Here is a 16,616-nt window from a genome sequence, read left to right on the forward strand (position 1 = left end):
TTCCATTCTTATCTTTATCAGTATGCTTTGAGGAATATATGGCAGAAAAAAGTAAAAAAGTGCCCTCGTCACGAGTATCCAGACTAGCGCATTTGGGCGGACTAGCCGGTAAAGTTGCGTCAAATATTATGTTCAGTGGCGCTAAGCAAGTTTTATCAGGCCAGCCGATAACGCGTAAAGGGTTACTTTTGCAACCAAAGAATATTCACGCTGTGGCTGATAAGTTAGCCCACCTGAGGGGGGCTGCGATGAAACTTGGTCAATTGTTATCAATGGATGCTGGTGACTTATTACCTAAAGAACTCTCTAACTTGTTAGAAAAGCTGCGCGCGGATGCTCAACCAATGCCTCATAGACAATTGATAGAGCTGCTAGAAAGTAATTGGGGGCATAACTGGTTAGATAAATTCAGTCATATTGAGCTACGCAGTTTTGCTCGTGCTTCGATTGGGCAAGTGCATAAAGCAACAACAGAATCAGGTAAAAAGTTGGCACTTAAAGTTCAGTATCCTGGTGTTGCCAATAGCATCGATAGTGATGTTGACAATGTTGCTATGCTTATCAAGCTATCTGGGTTGATGCCTAAACAGGTCGCACTCGAACCACTTATGATTGAAGCTAAAAAGCAATTGTTAGTAGAGACAAATTACCAAGTTGAAGGACAAAGGCTTTTAGAGTTTACAGATGGACTAAGCAAACACCCACAGTTCAAAGTGCCACAGTATATTCCGGAGTATTCAACGGATAATATTCTTGCTATGGAGTTTGTTGACGGCCAACCTCTCGAGGATTTTGCCAACAGCAGTGTTGAATTGCGATGCAGTATTGCCAGTGACTTAATTTTATTGTACTTCATCGAAATGTTTGAGTTGCAAACTATTCAAAGTGACCCTAATTTGGCCAACTACCTGTATGACGAGCAGCAGAAGAAATTGGTGTTGTTAGATTTCGGTGCGTCTCGCAGCATTCAAAAATCTTTAGCTTCCGGGTATTGGATGGTGTTAAAAGCGGGCTTAGACAACGACCGCGATCTAATGGTTAAAGCTGTGCAGCAAATTGGTTACTTTGGTGAACAGATCGACGAAGTATACCAAGAGTTAGTACTCGATATATTCCTTATGGCGACGGAGCCCCTGAGAGCGAATCAGCCGTATGATTTTGCCACAAGTGATATCGCTATGCGGATCCGAGATAAGGGCATGTCTTTGAGCACGCGAGAAGGTGAGTGGCATACTCCCCCGATTGATGCGCTGTTCATTCATCGCAAACTTGCTGGGTTGTATTTAATTGCCGCAAGACTTGAAGCTCAAGTTGATGTCGGCGAGCTATTTAGCCGCTTTGAGCAACCTCAGGTGTCGTAAAGCTCTTTCACGATTGCAGGCAATCAATAACCTCTTGCCTTAGCGCCAATTTAAGTAGTTTATGTCGTCAGCTGTGTACACAAAAGCAATAAACTACTTTGGAGTGAGACTCGAATTGCTGACAATAGTCATATCTTTTTGTGACATTACTCACTCAACAAAGCACTTACCTTATTACATACTTCAATTCTTTCAATACAGTGGCTACTTATGAAAAGGCCGGTGGGAGTTTTATGGAGTGGGCAGTCAGTTTAGACAAAATCAACTTTTCCTATGGCTACAAAGAGGTTATTAGAGATCTTTCATGCCAGCTGGCACCCAGCAAGATTTACACCTTACTGGGTGAAAATGGCGCGGGGAAAACAACCCTTATAAAGCTATTGTTGGGGCGGCTGACCCCGCTATCAGGTCAAATCTCAATACTGGGTCATGAGCCAGGTGCTCAGGCAGTAAAAAGCAGTGTCGGTGCAATGCTTCAAGTTGGGGCATTACCGAGTAATATTCGTGTGATTGAATATATACGTCTGTTTCAAAGTTATTACGATAACCCAATGAGTTGGCAAGGGGCTTTACAGTTTGCTGAAATGGAGAGGCAGAAAACGACCTTTTTTAGTCAATTATCAGGGGGAGAAAAACAACGTTTGCTGCTGTCGTTGGCCTTAATTGGTCAACCTAAGTTAGTTTTTTTAGATGAGCCTACATTAGCAATGGATGTACAGATGCGACAGCGCCTCTGGCAAAAGGTCGTTCAATTGAAAGACCTTGGCACCACTGTGATACTGACGACACATAATTTACAGGAGGTTGAGTCAGTAACGGATCAAGTGCTGGTGTTGAGAGCCGCAGAGTTTGTTGCACAGGGTACGCCTAGTCAACTTAAGTCTAACCTACAACGCAGTGAGCTGCGCTTTTTAAGTGACACGCCCGAAGTAAAAATCAAATCCATGTTACCTAAGTTTATGGTTCACAAAGAAGGTCAAAAAATTTATATAGCGACCGATGATGCCCCAGAAGTGATTTCAATGCTGCGACAGCACAATGTGACAATGTATGACTTATCGGTAACTCCATTGTCTTTAACACGAGCTTTTATTGATATCACAAGAGGGGAGTTGCAATGAAAACTGCTTTTAATTCGCTATTTATGGAAGCAAAGCTAGACCTACTTTCAGGGCTGAGAACGCCTAGCTTTGTTGTACCTACGCTTGCATTTCCGGTGCTGTTATTTTTATTTTTTGGGGTTTTTATGGCGCAGGAAAAGCATCAAGGCAACGACGAGATAAGTATTTACGCTTTAGTTAACTACCTGGTATTTGGTTTGATGGCACCTGCATTGTTTAGTTTTGGTGCCAATGTTGCGCAAGAAAGAGAAAGTGGTTGGTTAGAATTAAAGTTAATATCGCCCCTGCCACCATCATACTACCTGTTCGCGAAATGTCTGAGCGCGTTGATATTTACCTTACTGATTGCTGTGTTACTCTTTTCTACTGCATGGCTATTCGGCACAGTACAAATATCGTTGCTCGCGTGGGCAAAGTTATTTGCTTTAGGGTTTTTTGGTACTATTCCATTTTGCTTTTTGGGCTTAGCAATCGGGCTTAAATTTAGTGCGAAAGGGGCAATGGCTATGACGAATTTGGTTTTTTTCCCCATGGCAATGTTATCAGGACTTTGGGTGCCCGTCTTTTTAATGCCTGATTTTTTGCAGCAATTTGCGTGGATATTGCCGAGCTATCATTTATCTCAACTTGGGCTATCATGCTTAGGGTTAGGGCAGGGGTATAGTATTTTCTTCCATCTTATTGCTTTGTCACTCATCAGTATCATTTTTGCAGCAGTTGCGGTGGCTCAGTATAAGAGTCAAGGTATGTCGATGAGAAAAAGGCATCGTCCTTGAACAAAATATGCATATAGCATGTTTCCATCCCAAAGATGTCTATTTAAAAGTCTATGTCATGATATTCAAAATATTGTCAAATAGTTTACAGAACTAGTTAAAAAGTGTAAGCGTACTTGCTTATTTCAAGTGTTATGCAAACTAAAGGAAGGACTAAGGCCTTGAGAGTGGCCTGTTAACGATTGCATTGTGACTGCTTGGCCTTGAAACCGTCCATACTTATTCCATAATTTAGTCTCAGACTATGTTTCTTTATGCGAATTGATATTGGGTGTGGTTATGAAGAAGGTACTCGGTTTAGTTGCGGCAATAAGCGCATGCGCTGCACAAGCAACAGCTTCGGTGTTCATTGACATCAAGTCGCAAGTACCAAGTATCGAGACGGAGATCAGGTACTTCGGAGACGACAATTTTGTTGGTGAACGTATTGATGGGTATTTGGCGCCAAAGTGTTTAGTTAGCCCGGCTGCTGCAATGGGCGTTGCAAAAGCGCAGCAGGCATTGGGCGAGTTTGGCCTCGGGTTAAAAGTATTTGACTGCTATCGACCTCAGCCAGCAGTCGATCACTTTGTGCGTTGGGCTAAAATATTGGAAGATACAAGACATAAAGCAAAGTTTTATCCCGACGTACCCAAGAGTGAATTATTCCAAAGAGGCTATATTGCCGAACGGTCTGGGCACTCTAGAGGAAGCACGTTAGATGTTACTGTAATTGATTTAATAACCAAAGAAGAATTAGATATGGGCTCTGGGTGGGACTACTTTTCGCCTGTGTCTTGGCCGAGCTACCAAGCTATTTCAGCTAATCAACGAGCCAACCGAATGTTGCTTACTAGCGTCATGAGTAAGTGCTGGGTTCATGGGAATTACAGAGGAGTGGTGGCATTTCACGCTTTTAAATGAGCCATATAAAGATCAATATTTTACTCACCCCGTACAGTGACCCCACCACGGAATTTTAGCTTGTAAACAAAAGTAAATCGTAAATTTTTATTCAAGTTATTGAGTTGCATAAGTCAAGCGGAAGTCACATTATCAATGTGAATATTTTGTGATTATAAAATGGTACTAATAACTTGAATAACTTGAGCGCACCATTTATTGTACCTAAATAATCTATATTTGTTAAAATAGTGATATGTATAAGGGAATAGCCAGTGCAGTATTATTGCTGATAGGATGCCTCGTTTGGGGCGCCTTTAGTGATGTATGCGCCAATGGATTGAAATACTATGCTATGAGCATGGCATCGCATGATGTTTTGTTACCTAAATCGCCACTAGAACAGTTGCTCGAAGCACCTAAAGAAAACTATCTGGCAATTAACAAAGCATCGACGAATGCAAAAAAGGCCCTGATAAAAAACCACCAATACATCAGCCAAGCTTATATCGAGTTTGATATTCGACGTATTAAACAGCTGAAGAAACATGATGTTATTGCCTTTTATGTACCCCAACTTCAGCGTAGCTACATTATTTCGGTAAGTGGTGTTCGCAAAGAAAAGCTTGGCAACTTAGCCCTTTATGGCTATTTGCATGATGATAAGAGCCAGCGTAGGGTGTTGGAGCTGAAGTTGTCAGGTCTTTCAGTATCTGGGCGCTTTAAAACGCTGAGCGGAGAGTATTTATTCCGCTCCCATGCGCAATACGGTTGGATTGCATCAGAGTATGAAGGTCATAGGCGCTATTTGAAATACCCAGAAACTGAAAGTAAGTTAGAGGTCATTGCGCGTAAATAGCCATATTCAATGCGCGCAATAGTGATCTAAACACACCTAACTGAAGCTTATCTCAATATTTTACTTTCATTATCCCCCTGTCAAAAGAGACACAATTGCACTGCAAGGTTTAAAAAAATTGTCTTAAAAATTTTGTAAAAGAAAAATATTTGTTAATAATTTTGTAATCTAGTGTATTTACTCTCTCTGAACATTTTTAATAAGGGGATAAGAATGAAACTACTTGGTTATATGGTTTTAGCAGCGAGCTTTACTGGCACAGTAAGTGCACTGCCGACCTGTCCTGATCTAGCGTGGTTAGAAGCAAAAATAGCGGCACCGAGCATGCCATATATGGATTATCGCAACCGATTTAATAAGCTCATTACATGGTTACCCGAGTTTCATATGGTACATGATCAAATCGTTGCTGAGGGCGCATCATTCCAAGTAACAGCAAAGTTTGATTATGGCGCGGTGGCTCATAAAGATCTCGAATTTGAAACGGTGAAGTTTTACATTCGAGCTCAACAAGACAGCGATTGGAGATTTTTAACCAACGCAGTAACGAATAGTGATGGTAAGGCTATACTTTCGCTACCGGGACTAAATGCAGGACAGTATCGGATCTATGCAGGTGTGCCTGCTGATGGAACTGGCGCAGAGGGCTTTATCACAGTCGTGCAGCCAAATACGCCTGCGGTGCTATTTGATATTGATGGGACTTTGACCGAGTCAGATGCAGAGCAAATCGGTGATTACACAGGCATAGACAGAGCAGATCAAAAAGAGGGTGCATACTCTCTTGTGCGCCGCTACCTAGATTTAGGTTATCAACCAGTTTATCTCACCGCGAGAGTATATTGGTATGCAAAAGGCACACGTGAATGGTTGGATTGGATGGGACTTCCAAAAGGATTCTTGAGAACGTCGTTGAGCAATGAAACGAGTCTATTTCGCACCGCTGAATATAAAATAGGTGAAATTACATATCTACAAGCTCAGGGGCTGGATATTGTCAGAGCGTATGGTAATGCCAAAACTGATGCTGCAGCATTTATGAGAGCTGGACTAGGTGCACAAAACAGCTTCACTATCGGGAGCGATGCCGGCCACTATGGCACTACGCCAATTAACAATAATCACTATTACCAACACATTCAGGAACAGGTGGATACTTTCCCTGAAGCTGCATGTGAATAGAGTGTATTGTCCAGCAGTAAGCGCGCTTGCTGCTAACAGTTCTAGGTTGTTTTAAGCAGAATAAGTCAGCGCTCATATATCTGCTCGTTTAGTTTAAACTAATTGGCAAGATAGGTTACAGTGTCATTAATTTCAATACTGGAATCTGACCTATGAGCAAGGAAAACTACCGAATTAGAACGATGAATAAAGATGAAGTTGAACTCGCAGTGGGCTGGGCTGCGAGTGAAGGGTGGAATCCAGGTACCTATGATGCCCAGAGTTACTACCTTGCTGACCCCAACGGGTTCTTAATAGGATTGATTGATGAAGAGCCTGTGGCTGTGATTTCAGCAATTAAATACAGTGTAGAATTTGGCTTTATAGGCTTTTACATTGTGAAACCTGAATTCCGAGGTAAAGGATATGGTTACGCTCTTTGGCAAGCTGCAATGGCATACTTAAGTAGCTGTAATGTGGGCTTAGATGGAGTGGTTGACCAACAAGATAATTATCGCAAGTCGGGTTTTGAGTTAGCTTATAGAAATATTAGATATGAAGGGGAGTTCACCGCATCTCATGGTTTGGAAGATACTCCGTCATCAATGCTGATATCGTCAGAATTTAATTTACTGCATACTCAAGACTTTGAGCGGCCATTTTTCCCCGCGAACAGAGATGGCTTTAATAACCAATGGCGGTTGCAGCCTAATGCCCATGCATTAACAATAAGCTCTGGGAGAAAAATAAAAGGCTACGGTGTCATTCGGGCTTGCCAAAGCGGCTACAAAATTGGCCCTCTATATGCCGAAGATACGAAGTGCGCCAAAGCATTAGTTACATCTCTTATAGCTAAAATCACAACTCATGACGGATGTGAAAAAGTTTATTTAGATGTACCTGAGTGCAATCAGAGAGCTGTCGATTTGGCTGAGTCACTGGGGATGATCGTCGTATTCGAAACGGCAAGGATGTACACAAAAGAAATGCCGAGTTTGCCACTGGATAGAACATTTGGAGTTGCTTCTTTTGAAATTGGGTAAGGTAATACTAGCTGCAAGTTTGACAACAAGAATGGGCAGCCTATTTACAAACATAATTAGGCTTATCTGTTTCCAATCCTAAAGGAGTTATTGAATGCACTCTAACGCTATATTTATACTTTGCATAGAAAATGAAATAGACCTCAACTTACCCCTCTATAGTGCCCCTTCACTGGATAGCGAGGGTTATATTCATGCTTGTTGCGCATCACAAGTACGTGTTGTATACCAACAGTTTTTTTCGTCGCGCAGTCAAGTACATGTTGCTGTTATAGATGCGAGGCTAGTCAGCGCAGAAATAAAATATGAAGCGCCCTCAGAGTCCATAGACGATGATAATCTATTTCCTCACATATACGGAAAGCTAAACTCCAATGCCATCGTGGATATTTTGGAATATCAACATTTTTCCCATCAGGATTTAAGTGATCGCTTACTGGATGTGCTAGCGCATTATCGATTTTCAAGGCTTCCTGTAGAAGGAACGCTTTACAAGAGCACATGGCGAGCATCAACTGAATTAAGTAATGAGAAGCCTGTGGGTACCGCCATGATAGGTATGTACTGCAATACGCTAAAAAGTGTGTCTTGTTTCCATCGTTTGAGCCATGATGAAGTGTGGCATTTTTACGCAGGCGACGCGTTTAACTTGTACTTGTTGTATCCAGATGGTCAGGTTGAAACCATTGTTATGGGAACCGACTTTGCCACCGGTCAACATCTTCAATACCGTATACCAGCAGGCGTATGGCAAGCAGGTGAAATTTTGCAAAGTGGTGATTACGCGATATTCGGTTGCACAATGGCCCCTGGGTTTACGGGTGACTGCTTTGAAGCTGCCGATCATGATATGCTCAAAGCGCAACATAGCAGTATGTCAGAGGTAATTGAGCGATTAGCCGTTAACGATGGGGAAGTTGTTATGCCCGATGGGTTTGCGACCTAATTGAGCCCGTAACATATAGATAGGCACAAGATATTAATTAACATTTATCGGTGCCTATTTTGGCTATTTTTATAATGCCCTATATAGTGAAATGATATAGAAATTATCGAGCACTTGGCTTTGCAAAGATTTGTCGTCTCACTCTTATTTCTGCTGTTATATTCTTCTATGACATTAGCGTCAAAGTCTATTGAGCACCAAATGGATTTGCTCAAAGAAGCACAAGATTACTTGTCTGTAAAACCATCGCATACTTTACTGATACTCGATTCAATGGAGTCGAGAGAAGCATTGCCCACGGCATTAAAGATACGCTGGCACATTATTAGAGTACGCGCGTCAGTCACAACTAATCAGTTAGGCCTTGTTGAGCAGTCACTAGGGCAACTTTTTAGCTATGATTCACATCCATACTTTAATGAGAGACTCCCAACAGTATTAAGCGCACTAGGTATATGGCTAAGGCGAAAAGGCCATTTTAAAGAGTCGGATACCAGTCTTATATGCGCCTTAAAGTATGCACAAGGAGAGCGGCAGCGTTTATTGCTGATCAATAGCCGTGCGCTTGTGGCTCGTCATTTTGGTAAGCATGAACAGGCCACAAAGCTCTATAAACAGGCCGAAGAAATAGCGCTTAGGCTGAAAGACCAATCGATGTTGGCAACAATCAATAACAACCTTGGGGCGATTGCACTTGATTTGGGTGATTATAACTTAGCTGAAGCACAATTTAGATTGGCGCTTATGGGCTATCAAAATGTTGCCAAGCGATCAGGTCACATAACGACTGGCATAAATTTACTTTTTGTATTTGTACTCAAAGGGGAGCTTATTAACTTTCAACGATTGTATGGGCCAATCTCAACATTGACTGATGCTTTTCCAAACCAATCTAAAAAAGCGTTTCTGGCATGGATTCATGCAGCTTATCGGGTAAAACAGGGGGCATTACCGTCAAAGAACCAAATCGCGCAGCTCGAAACTTCGTATGCACAGTTAGAAAGTAGTAAAGTTAAACAACTTGTGGATATGCATCTAGCACCCATTTTAGGGGTTGAACCTCAAAGTCCAAAATTGAGCTCCTCCCGAGATTTTCAAAGCGACTGGTTTGGCAAAGTATCACAGTGCAATTGGCAGTAAAAAATAGGCTATAAAAGGTGAAAAGCGATGAGCATTGCTTTGAATATCAAGTAATTTGAGAGATTGTTGTGACAAAAAGTGAAATATTAGATTATCAGTCAAATTGGCCAAACGAGTTTCAGACAATAAAGGCTCAGCTAAAAAGCACTTTAGGTGCTTTAGCTGTGCAGATAGATCATATAGGGTCTACAGCTGTTCTCAAGCTGGTTGCTAAAGATATCACCGATATTCAGGTGAGTGTAAAGGCCCTTGACGACCCTAAAATTATTGAGCTATTGGTGAGAGCGGGTTATGAGTTTAAGGAAGAAATAAACCGAGATGACTTGGTTGGCTATAAGCCTGACGATTGTGAACTGTCGGAACTACTTTAGAGAGCCTACAGGCAACCTTACAGCGCATATACATGTTCGAGAAATTGGTAGAGTAGACCAGAACTACCCACTGTTATTTAAAAACTTCTGCGTGATAACGAAGAAATAAAACAGGCCTATGGGAAAATAAAAATTTGAGCTGGCACAGCGCTTTGAGGTGGGTGTTGATGCATATTATGCGATCAAAGCCCCCTATATGGACACCTTATTTTATGCTGCCAATTTACTGCAAAAAAAGAGCGATAATTAGTTATATATAAATAAATTCATGCTTGACTCAACCTACCAATTCCGTCAAAAATATAGGTAAGCGTTCAAAATTAGGAACAAAAATGGATATTGAAACCGATTGGCCGCAAATAAAACAACTATTTAAACAAGCATTTCGTTCTTCATTTCATTATTCTATTGCTAGTATATCCGAAGAAGCTGAGCCGCATTTGACGCCCATAGGTTCAGTCATTCTGTGTGGAACGGGGCAAGGGTATTATTTTGAAAAATACACTCAACAGCTACCGCGTAATATCAAAGAACATGAGCGTATTTGTGTGTTAGCTGTCAACTCCAGTCCTTGGTACTGGATAAAGTCTTTGTGTCGAGGTGGGTTTTGTACCTATCCGGCTATTAGGTTATATGGTAGAGCAGGCGTGTTACGTAAAGCGACAGAAACAGAAAAAGCACGGTGGCACAGGCGCGTGCGCAAGTTACGTTTCACACAAGGCTACAAATTGCTGTGGCAAGATATGGAAATGATCCGTGAGTTACACTTTGACAGAGCAGAGCCCGTTCGTGCAGGGCTTATGACGCAAGCACTTACAGGCCCTTAGTCGTTAGCATTTTGGCATATGAATAGGGCAGGTAGATTGCCCTTTATTGGTCTTTTTTATGCGCTCCAAAGTAACAGTGACAAACCAGCAAGCCACACTAATTTAGCCCAATAGGATAGCCGTTGATATAAGCCAACATTCCGTTGCTGTTTAACGGCTTTTACCATTTTTACTAAGAAATAGACAGCAAGAATGGCACTGGCGATTGAAAATACGCGAAATTCAAAAGGCAACTGACTAAATGCCACTAACAATGGGGCAATTAACAGTGATATCAACATGATAAACCCTGCCCATGAATGAATTTGACAGTGTATACTTGGGGATTTAGTGTAAGGGTCTCTATCCATGGGGGAAAAGCCCGCCATCCATGTACCGACACCATGAATAATGATCAACCAGCCTACAATTGAAAGTAGCATGCTGTCATCAAACTGTTGAGTGATTGACCAACCAAATAGACAGAACAATGCGCTTAATGGGTAGTTATTAATGAGTGGTGATAGCTTTTCAGTGGGGCTACCGGTTGCACCAAGTTCGCTGCAAAATTGATTATAATGACAGTAGTTTGGGTAAAACTTTGCGGCCACGATGACGCCGATTGTTATCCAAACTAGAGATATAAATCCACTCAGTAAAGCGATGCTTTCAAACAATTCCTTGCTCCTTGTTATTAAAGTTATAGTGCGCGTCTGTTAGGCTAAACCTGAGCGAATTAAAGAGGTAGTTTAATCATACTCGGCTTGACTATCAGATGCTTGACGCATTCTTATCGACCAACTTAAAGGCTTACTAGGCAATATAGTAATTTAGAAATGGGGTATGTTTAGTAAGCTTTTAAACGTGTTTTGAATAACCAGCTTTTGTAAACGTTGGTATGTCATTCATTGTACGGTAAATCTGCTATACATTGAACTTGATTTGGCGCTAGAGACGAGCGGCTTTGCTCATCTCCTTTTTTAATATTTAGTGAATAAGCTCAAGAAGTGAGTGGTACATTTCTTCAAAAGCTTGTTTTTGCTGAGGGAAGCTCTCTATACCGAGTTTAAAAGTCTCAATTGCATTATTGATATCTTCTAAGTTGATATAGCTCATACCTTTATAATAGAGCGCGGTGACTCCTTGAGGATACACACTAAGTGAGTGGTCGAAATATTCAATGGCCTTTTCAAACTCGCCCATATCCATATAGGCAAAGCCTATGTTATCAATGGCTTCGTGATATAAGGGAAATATTTTAATGGCTTGTGTATATGCTTCTATCGCTTGTTCATATTGAGCAGCCTGACTGAGTGCGTAACCCTTTGTGTATTGCGTATTAGCCCTAAAAATTAAGTCTTCTACTTTTTGGCCTGTGGCTGCTGCATACTTCGTGAAGTTGTTGTGTTTTAGGTAGTTAATATATGGCTTTAATTCAGCGCTAAGGGGAGTTGAACTACCAATGTATTGCCAGTCTGAGGTAAACAGCTCATGAGACAAGGGAGCGTGATACGTTTTGATTGGCGTCGTACGCAAAGATTTTAGTGTTGGCTTTACCGTACTGGGTTGATATATCAATACATGTACAGTGGTGGAATTGCCCTCGTCGCTGTGCGTATCAAGAACCTTTAAAGTTTGCCAAGTGTCATTCTCCTGGAACGTATAAATATCGCCAATGTTAAAATTTTGTTTTTTTGCATGGTAGGCAGAGCCTTTTTGATGATCTAACGCTGCGACTTTAAAAGCGCAAAACAGCAAACAGAAAGTGGTGATTATGTAACGCATTTTTTTTAGGTGTTTTAATTTTTTGATTCTTGCAGTAAGTGAATACTGACTAATGGAATTTTAGAGGCTGCGGATTTTCTCAGATACGAACTTGCTTGTCACCAAAATTATCTCGATTAAGCGGAATTTATCAATAAAATGATGTTATTCATAAAATGGGGATTAGTATTATGTAAACCTAATAGGTTTAAGTATGACTATGCTGGCGCAGTGCAAGCTAGCGAGCTCTGTGTGCTTTGAGTTTGTCCGTATCTATTTCCACCACAAAAAACATGGAGACGATTAATGCACAAGTTATGGAGCGAATGGAAAACGCTAAAATTTCATAGCTGTCATAAATGAGAGTGAGCTTTGTCAAAGTGCTAAAAAAAGCGCCTTGAAAGCCAAGGTCTACTGCATTTCTGATAATATTCTCTAAGAACATAAGTCCCATTAAAATGCAGGATAAGAAGAGCGATAAGGCTATCAAACCTTCTGTATACGTAGGTGCAATCGCGTTATTACGGCGAAAAAGTTTTTGCAGTAGCCGAACACGCATTAAAATGAGTAGGCAAGTGCATGCAAATAAAATCAATTGAGCCCCGTATACTATGGACCCTAGCCAAATCATCGGTAATGTATCTGATTCAAGCGGGATAATATAGTTAAATACTAGCAGCTCTAGCAGGGACATAGTTAATATCAACATCGTGACTGAAACCGCGTTGATATTGTCTTTCCTGTAAAGTAGTACACCGCAGCAAGATAAAATGGTGATAAGTGATATCACCAACCAATCATAGGAGTATACAAAAATGAGCGTGAGTGTCAGGCATAAAACACAGGCGATACGAAATATGCTCATGACGAATAGACTCAGCTGGCCTTATTATCAGGCTGTGGTGGTTGCGAGGGCTCAGACGTGGGCCGTTTCGTTTTATATCCAGCTGCAATTTGACGGCAGATGTCCGGTGGTAAAGTAGTTAATTTTGATGAGTTACCCACTACTGACTCCTTTTACTTACTATGATTGTTGAGTTTTTAGGCTTGTTCGACCTTAAATCGTAATGTCTGCATTACTTTTGATGTTTTAGTTTGTTCACTTTACGATAGCGGTGCAGATTGTTTTCGACGACTATTGTACGTAGCGTTTGAAGTTGTTCTTCAATTGCGCTGAGGTCGAATCGACATGCTAACGACCATTTCAAATAGTCTTTGTACTTGATATCACTCACGCCGTTTTCATAATTTATGATTGTTGCCTCACTAGTGCCAAGCACTTCGGCCATTTCCCTTTGAGTCTTGTTTGCAGCAAGTCGCATCACTTTTAGGTCACTTAAGCTTTGCTCATCATGTTGCCTAACAATTTTATTCAATGTCTTTCCCTAAAAGTCAAAATGTTTACTAATCTAAAGATTTTTTGATGTTTAAGCATTTATTATAAAAATGTTAACTTATGTAAACACTATATATGGAGGGAAAGTAAATGACAAGGATAGAACATGATATTAAATTGACAATTAAGCTAAAGTTAAATATTGAACAACGCTTTCAGAATCAAGTGAAATCTGAATTAGTAACCATGCCAATATCCGTAGGTTATCCAGTCGTAAAGTATCAAGCTCTATATAATAAACGGCCGCCAGTTTGGGTGGTTTACGCACAAATTGGCGAGTACGAGATCCGTAGACTCAATGATTTGAGGCAACAGGTGCATCCGGCCCTGTCTTCTTGGGCAATGAAAAAAGTGCATGAACACGGTGTTGTTTTGGTATGTATTGCGCTCAAAGGCATAGGTAGCAAATGTAATAGTGGCTTTTTGATGAGCTGGAGTGAACTTTTATACGGTATTGAGGTTTATGAAGCTCAAAGCCGCGTACAGTCCGATTTTGGATTGGCAGATCAACTAGTTGATACGTTAAATGGTGTCGACTCGTCGATAAAGGCACTGGTAAAATCAAGAAGTTTCGACCGATTATCGTAAATTGCTTAAGCGCCCCTTGCACTCCTAGTGTATTTTCATTTGCACGCCCTAAAAATCTCCATTACAATCGGATAAAACTTGGATATTTTTTGGAGAAATTATGGCTGATGCAAAGAAAACAGAGGTAAGATTTTCGGTCGATGCGGATTATTTAGCTGCACTACAAAGTAGACTGGGATTAAAAAAATCCAGTGACTTAACGAAAGTAGCCTTAACTTTGCTAGATTGGGCATCGGATGAAGTAGTACATGACAGAACGATTTTGTCTGCGAACAAGCAAGGCAAAGATATTCATAGACTTGTAATGCCGGAGCTCAATAATATTTCCAAGCCAAATATCTAAAAATATCATTCAAAATAATAATTAAGAAGAGCAAAGAGTATAAGACCATGTCATTGCGTGCACAGGACAGCACACTGTCAGAATCGATGCAAAGCGCAACAAGAGAGCCTTGGCAAGATATAGATTTAGCTTCAGCGCAAGATTCCACACCTCAAGAAGCGCCCGTTTCAGAACCTTTGACTGGAAAAGAGAAAGCGGGTGTGAATCTTACTTGGGGGATCATCTGTATCCTGATCGGTTTCTTGCTGGTAATTTTAAGTATCTTCATCTGGGGCGAATACCAGTTTTTCATGTCCATGCAAGAAATCAAACACGGGAGCTATGAAGCAGATAAAACAGTGAGCTTGTTTACTGAAATCGCACAGCAAAGGAGCGAATTTAGAGCATTTTGGTTTGATACTTTACAGTTGATCTTACTCAATGTGCTATTTCCAACTTTAACCGCCTTGCTGGGTTATGTGTTTGGTACAAGTCGTAATGTCAGCTAAGGTCAGTGATATTGCTTCAAAGGATTTGGGTTATGTTGTTTGGCTACATCATGTAGCAAAAATTAAAGGTAATCCTTTCAAATAAAACAGATGTAAAAGTCTCTTTTTTAACACACCATAAAAAATTTCATAATATAAGCCATTCTTCTGATTGTATAATTGCGTTTTTGGCAGCTTTTTAATTTATTCCACAACTAAACTTGTTTAGATATAAGTTCGTCTTGAAGTAGTTGAGTTTGTGTGATGTTATATTGTATCAATCACGGTGGTTAGCATAGATAATTGATTTCAAAGTTGCGATGTGGTGAATAATTTGAACGCCATTCGTTACCAATACTCAGCAAACGTAGCATATTCGAGCGCTATAAATGTGAACAATTATTGTGCATCTTAATGTAAATGAAAATTATTATCATTGATATGAGTGTTGTGATATAGTATCGCATGTAGTGGTTCTGGGTAATATAAATATTCTTCGAAAGGTTGTTTTTGGCTGGTTTTCGAAGGTGTTTAAAACAGATATGTCAGGGTGATACAGCGAAGGATAGATAAGGTTTTAAAATGACTTTTTGCAGTGACATTGAAATAAACATAGCAAGTGAACAACAGCAAAATGAAAGCACGGTTGGCCATAACTTTGTACAATTAATGCCAGGCCTTTCTGTTAGTTTGTCAACGGCACAAGATATGGGTGCTGCCGATACCAAACATGTATTTCCCGGTGACGATCAATATATTCATTTAAATAGCGTCCTTGCTGGAAAGTTTGAAGCGACCGTAGGCAATCAACTTTTACAATGTGGTTGTGGAGACTTCAATATTGGTTTCTCCGGTGGTGAGAATTTTTGTGCCTATCACAGTAATGATTTTAGTAACCTAGAAATCATGATAAAACCAGAAGTACTAACAGAGTTAGCTGGTGAAGAGCTCTGTGGTATAGACATTGGCAAAAGCATGTCTTTTTTTGTTAAACAAAGCGGCCCAAGCCGTAAAGTCAGCGCCTGTGCAAACCGCATTCAAAAGTTGATTAGAGAGCAAGAAGCTAAACCATTGTTACTTCACTCTGCTACGCTTGACTACTTGTATTGGCACTTGACTGCACTTAAGTCTGTGGACACCGGCAATCAGCTCCCACTTAGAGAGAAAAAGCAGCTTATTGCAGCGAGAGATTTTTTATTGTCTGATTTGAGTAGCCCGCCAACCATTTCAGATGTTGCTAAAGCTGTTGGGTTGAATCAATGCAAGCTGAAAAAAGGTTTTAAGGCACTGTTTAACAACACGGTATACGGCTGCTTTCAAGAGGAAAGAATGCATAAAGCGATGAACTTGCTTAAAGACAATAATGTCACGGAAACAGCTATTTCTTTGGGCTATAGCAATGTGAGCCATTTCAGTGTGGCGTTCAGAAAGCAATTTGGTGTACTGCCAAAAGAAGCTCGGCTTAATTTAGCGCCCACTATTGTTGGCAACTAATATAATTGCCACTTAACTTTGTGCTGACAAAGTGGTCAGTAAACCGAGTCGAAAATGAATTGAGTGCGGGCGAGCCCGCACTCGTTGTAATATGAGCT

18 protein-coding genes and 1 pseudogene are annotated in these 16,616 nt (G+C 40.7%); 16 read left to right on the forward strand and 3 right to left on the reverse strand.

What is annotated here, in order from left to right:
• Positions 1–38 precede the first annotated feature (38 nt).
• From N482_RS16265 to N482_RS16315, 12 genes and pseudogenes are all read left to right on the forward strand, one after another.
• A complete protein-coding gene (locus tag N482_RS16265) occupies positions 39–1,361 on the forward strand; it encodes an ABC1 kinase family protein (protein ID WP_063378024.1) in 1,323 nt (440 codons plus the stop codon).
• Positions 1,362–1,594: 233 nt separating this feature from the next.
• Positions 1,595–2,482, forward strand: a complete 888-nt coding sequence (locus N482_RS16270; protein WP_063378025.1) for an ABC transporter ATP-binding protein — start codon at positions 1,595–1,597, stop codon at positions 2,480–2,482.
• Positions 2,479–3,258, forward strand: coding sequence for an ABC transporter permease (locus N482_RS16275; RefSeq protein ID WP_063378026.1), 780 nt, complete (start codon positions 2,479–2,481; stop codon positions 3,256–3,258). Before N482_RS16270 ends, N482_RS16275 begins: the two co-directional genes overlap by 4 nt.
• A 279-nt stretch (positions 3,259–3,537) precedes the next feature.
• Positions 3,538–4,044, forward strand: a pseudogene (locus tag N482_RS16280) (M15 family metallopeptidase); the annotation flags it as partial.
• Between the two features lie 73 nt (positions 4,045–4,117).
• Positions 4,118–4,201 carry a hypothetical protein gene (locus N482_RS26155; RefSeq protein WP_419555045.1) on the forward strand — a complete coding sequence of 28 codons (84 nt, stop codon included), beginning with the start codon at positions 4,118–4,120 and terminating at the stop codon, positions 4,199–4,201.
• Positions 4,202–4,396: 195 nt separating this feature from the next.
• Positions 4,397–4,999 (forward strand): hypothetical protein, encoded by a 603-nt coding sequence (locus N482_RS16285; protein WP_155730616.1) that lies wholly within the window; start codon positions 4,397–4,399, stop codon positions 4,997–4,999.
• Positions 5,000–5,212: 213 nt separating this feature from the next.
• The gene (locus N482_RS16290; protein WP_063378028.1) at positions 5,213–6,181 is read left to right on the forward strand and encodes a phosphatidylinositol transfer protein; all 969 of its coding nucleotides are present in this window, start codon (positions 5,213–5,215) and stop codon (positions 6,179–6,181) included.
• 152 nt (positions 6,182–6,333) lie between these two features.
• Positions 6,334–7,203 (forward strand): GNAT family N-acetyltransferase, encoded by an 870-nt coding sequence (locus N482_RS16295; protein ID WP_081228007.1) that lies wholly within the window; start codon positions 6,334–6,336, stop codon positions 7,201–7,203.
• A 94-nt stretch (positions 7,204–7,297) separates the two neighbouring features.
• Positions 7,298–8,149: a cupin domain-containing protein gene (locus tag N482_RS24440; protein WP_081228009.1), complete on the forward strand. Its 852-nt coding sequence runs from the start codon at positions 7,298–7,300 to the stop codon at positions 8,147–8,149.
• 168 nt (positions 8,150–8,317) lie between these two features.
• Positions 8,318–9,289, forward strand: a complete 972-nt coding sequence (locus N482_RS16305) for a tetratricopeptide repeat protein (RefSeq protein ID WP_155730617.1) — start codon at positions 8,318–8,320, stop codon at positions 9,287–9,289.
• A gap of 68 nt (positions 9,290–9,357) precedes the next feature.
• Complete coding sequence (locus tag N482_RS16310; RefSeq protein ID WP_063378030.1) at positions 9,358–9,660, forward strand: GrpB family protein; 303 nt, start codon at positions 9,358–9,360, stop codon at positions 9,658–9,660.
• A 332-nt stretch (positions 9,661–9,992) separates the two neighbouring features.
• Positions 9,993–10,487 carry a hypothetical protein gene (locus N482_RS16315; RefSeq protein WP_063378031.1) on the forward strand — a complete coding sequence of 165 codons (495 nt, stop codon included), beginning with the start codon at positions 9,993–9,995 and terminating at the stop codon, positions 10,485–10,487.
• Between the two features lie 56 nt (positions 10,488–10,543).
• On the opposite strand, the gene N482_RS16320 is transcribed toward N482_RS16315, so the two are convergent.
• The 3 genes from N482_RS16320 to N482_RS16335 form a co-directional block, all read right to left on the reverse strand.
• Positions 10,544–11,143, reverse strand: a complete 600-nt coding sequence (locus N482_RS16320) for a DUF998 domain-containing protein (RefSeq protein WP_063378032.1) — start codon at positions 11,141–11,143, stop codon at positions 10,544–10,546.
• A gap of 310 nt (positions 11,144–11,453) precedes the next feature.
• Positions 11,454–12,251 (reverse strand): tetratricopeptide repeat protein, encoded by a 798-nt coding sequence (locus N482_RS16325; protein ID WP_063378033.1) that lies wholly within the window; start codon positions 12,249–12,251, stop codon positions 11,454–11,456.
• A gap of 1,055 nt (positions 12,252–13,306) precedes the next feature.
• Entirely contained in the window at positions 13,307–13,606 is a 300-nt protein-coding gene (locus N482_RS16335) for a helix-turn-helix domain-containing protein (RefSeq protein WP_081228013.1), read from the reverse strand.
• A gap of 110 nt (positions 13,607–13,716) precedes the next feature.
• Between N482_RS16335 and N482_RS16340 the strand changes: the two genes are divergently transcribed.
• The 4 genes from N482_RS16340 to N482_RS16355 all read left to right on the forward strand — a co-directional run bounded on the left by N482_RS16340 (position 13,717) and on the right by N482_RS16355 (position 16,518).
• The gene (locus N482_RS16340) at positions 13,717–14,214 is read left to right on the forward strand and encodes a hypothetical protein (protein ID WP_063378035.1); all 498 of its coding nucleotides are present in this window, start codon (positions 13,717–13,719) and stop codon (positions 14,212–14,214) included.
• A 100-nt stretch (positions 14,215–14,314) separates the two neighbouring features.
• Complete coding sequence (locus N482_RS16345) at positions 14,315–14,557, forward strand: hypothetical protein (protein ID WP_063378036.1); 243 nt, start codon at positions 14,315–14,317, stop codon at positions 14,555–14,557.
• A gap of 47 nt (positions 14,558–14,604) precedes the next feature.
• Complete coding sequence (locus tag N482_RS16350; protein WP_063378037.1) at positions 14,605–15,045, forward strand: hypothetical protein; 441 nt, start codon at positions 14,605–14,607, stop codon at positions 15,043–15,045.
• Between the two features lie 561 nt (positions 15,046–15,606).
• The gene (locus N482_RS16355) at positions 15,607–16,518 is read left to right on the forward strand and encodes a helix-turn-helix transcriptional regulator (RefSeq protein WP_063378038.1); all 912 of its coding nucleotides are present in this window, start codon (positions 15,607–15,609) and stop codon (positions 16,516–16,518) included.
• The last annotated feature ends 98 nt before the right edge of the window (positions 16,519–16,616 follow it).

The sequence above is a fragment of the Pseudoalteromonas luteoviolacea NCIMB 1942 genome (genome assembly GCF_001625595.1).
GTDB lineage: Bacteria > Pseudomonadota > Gammaproteobacteria > Enterobacterales > Alteromonadaceae > Pseudoalteromonas > Pseudoalteromonas luteoviolacea_A.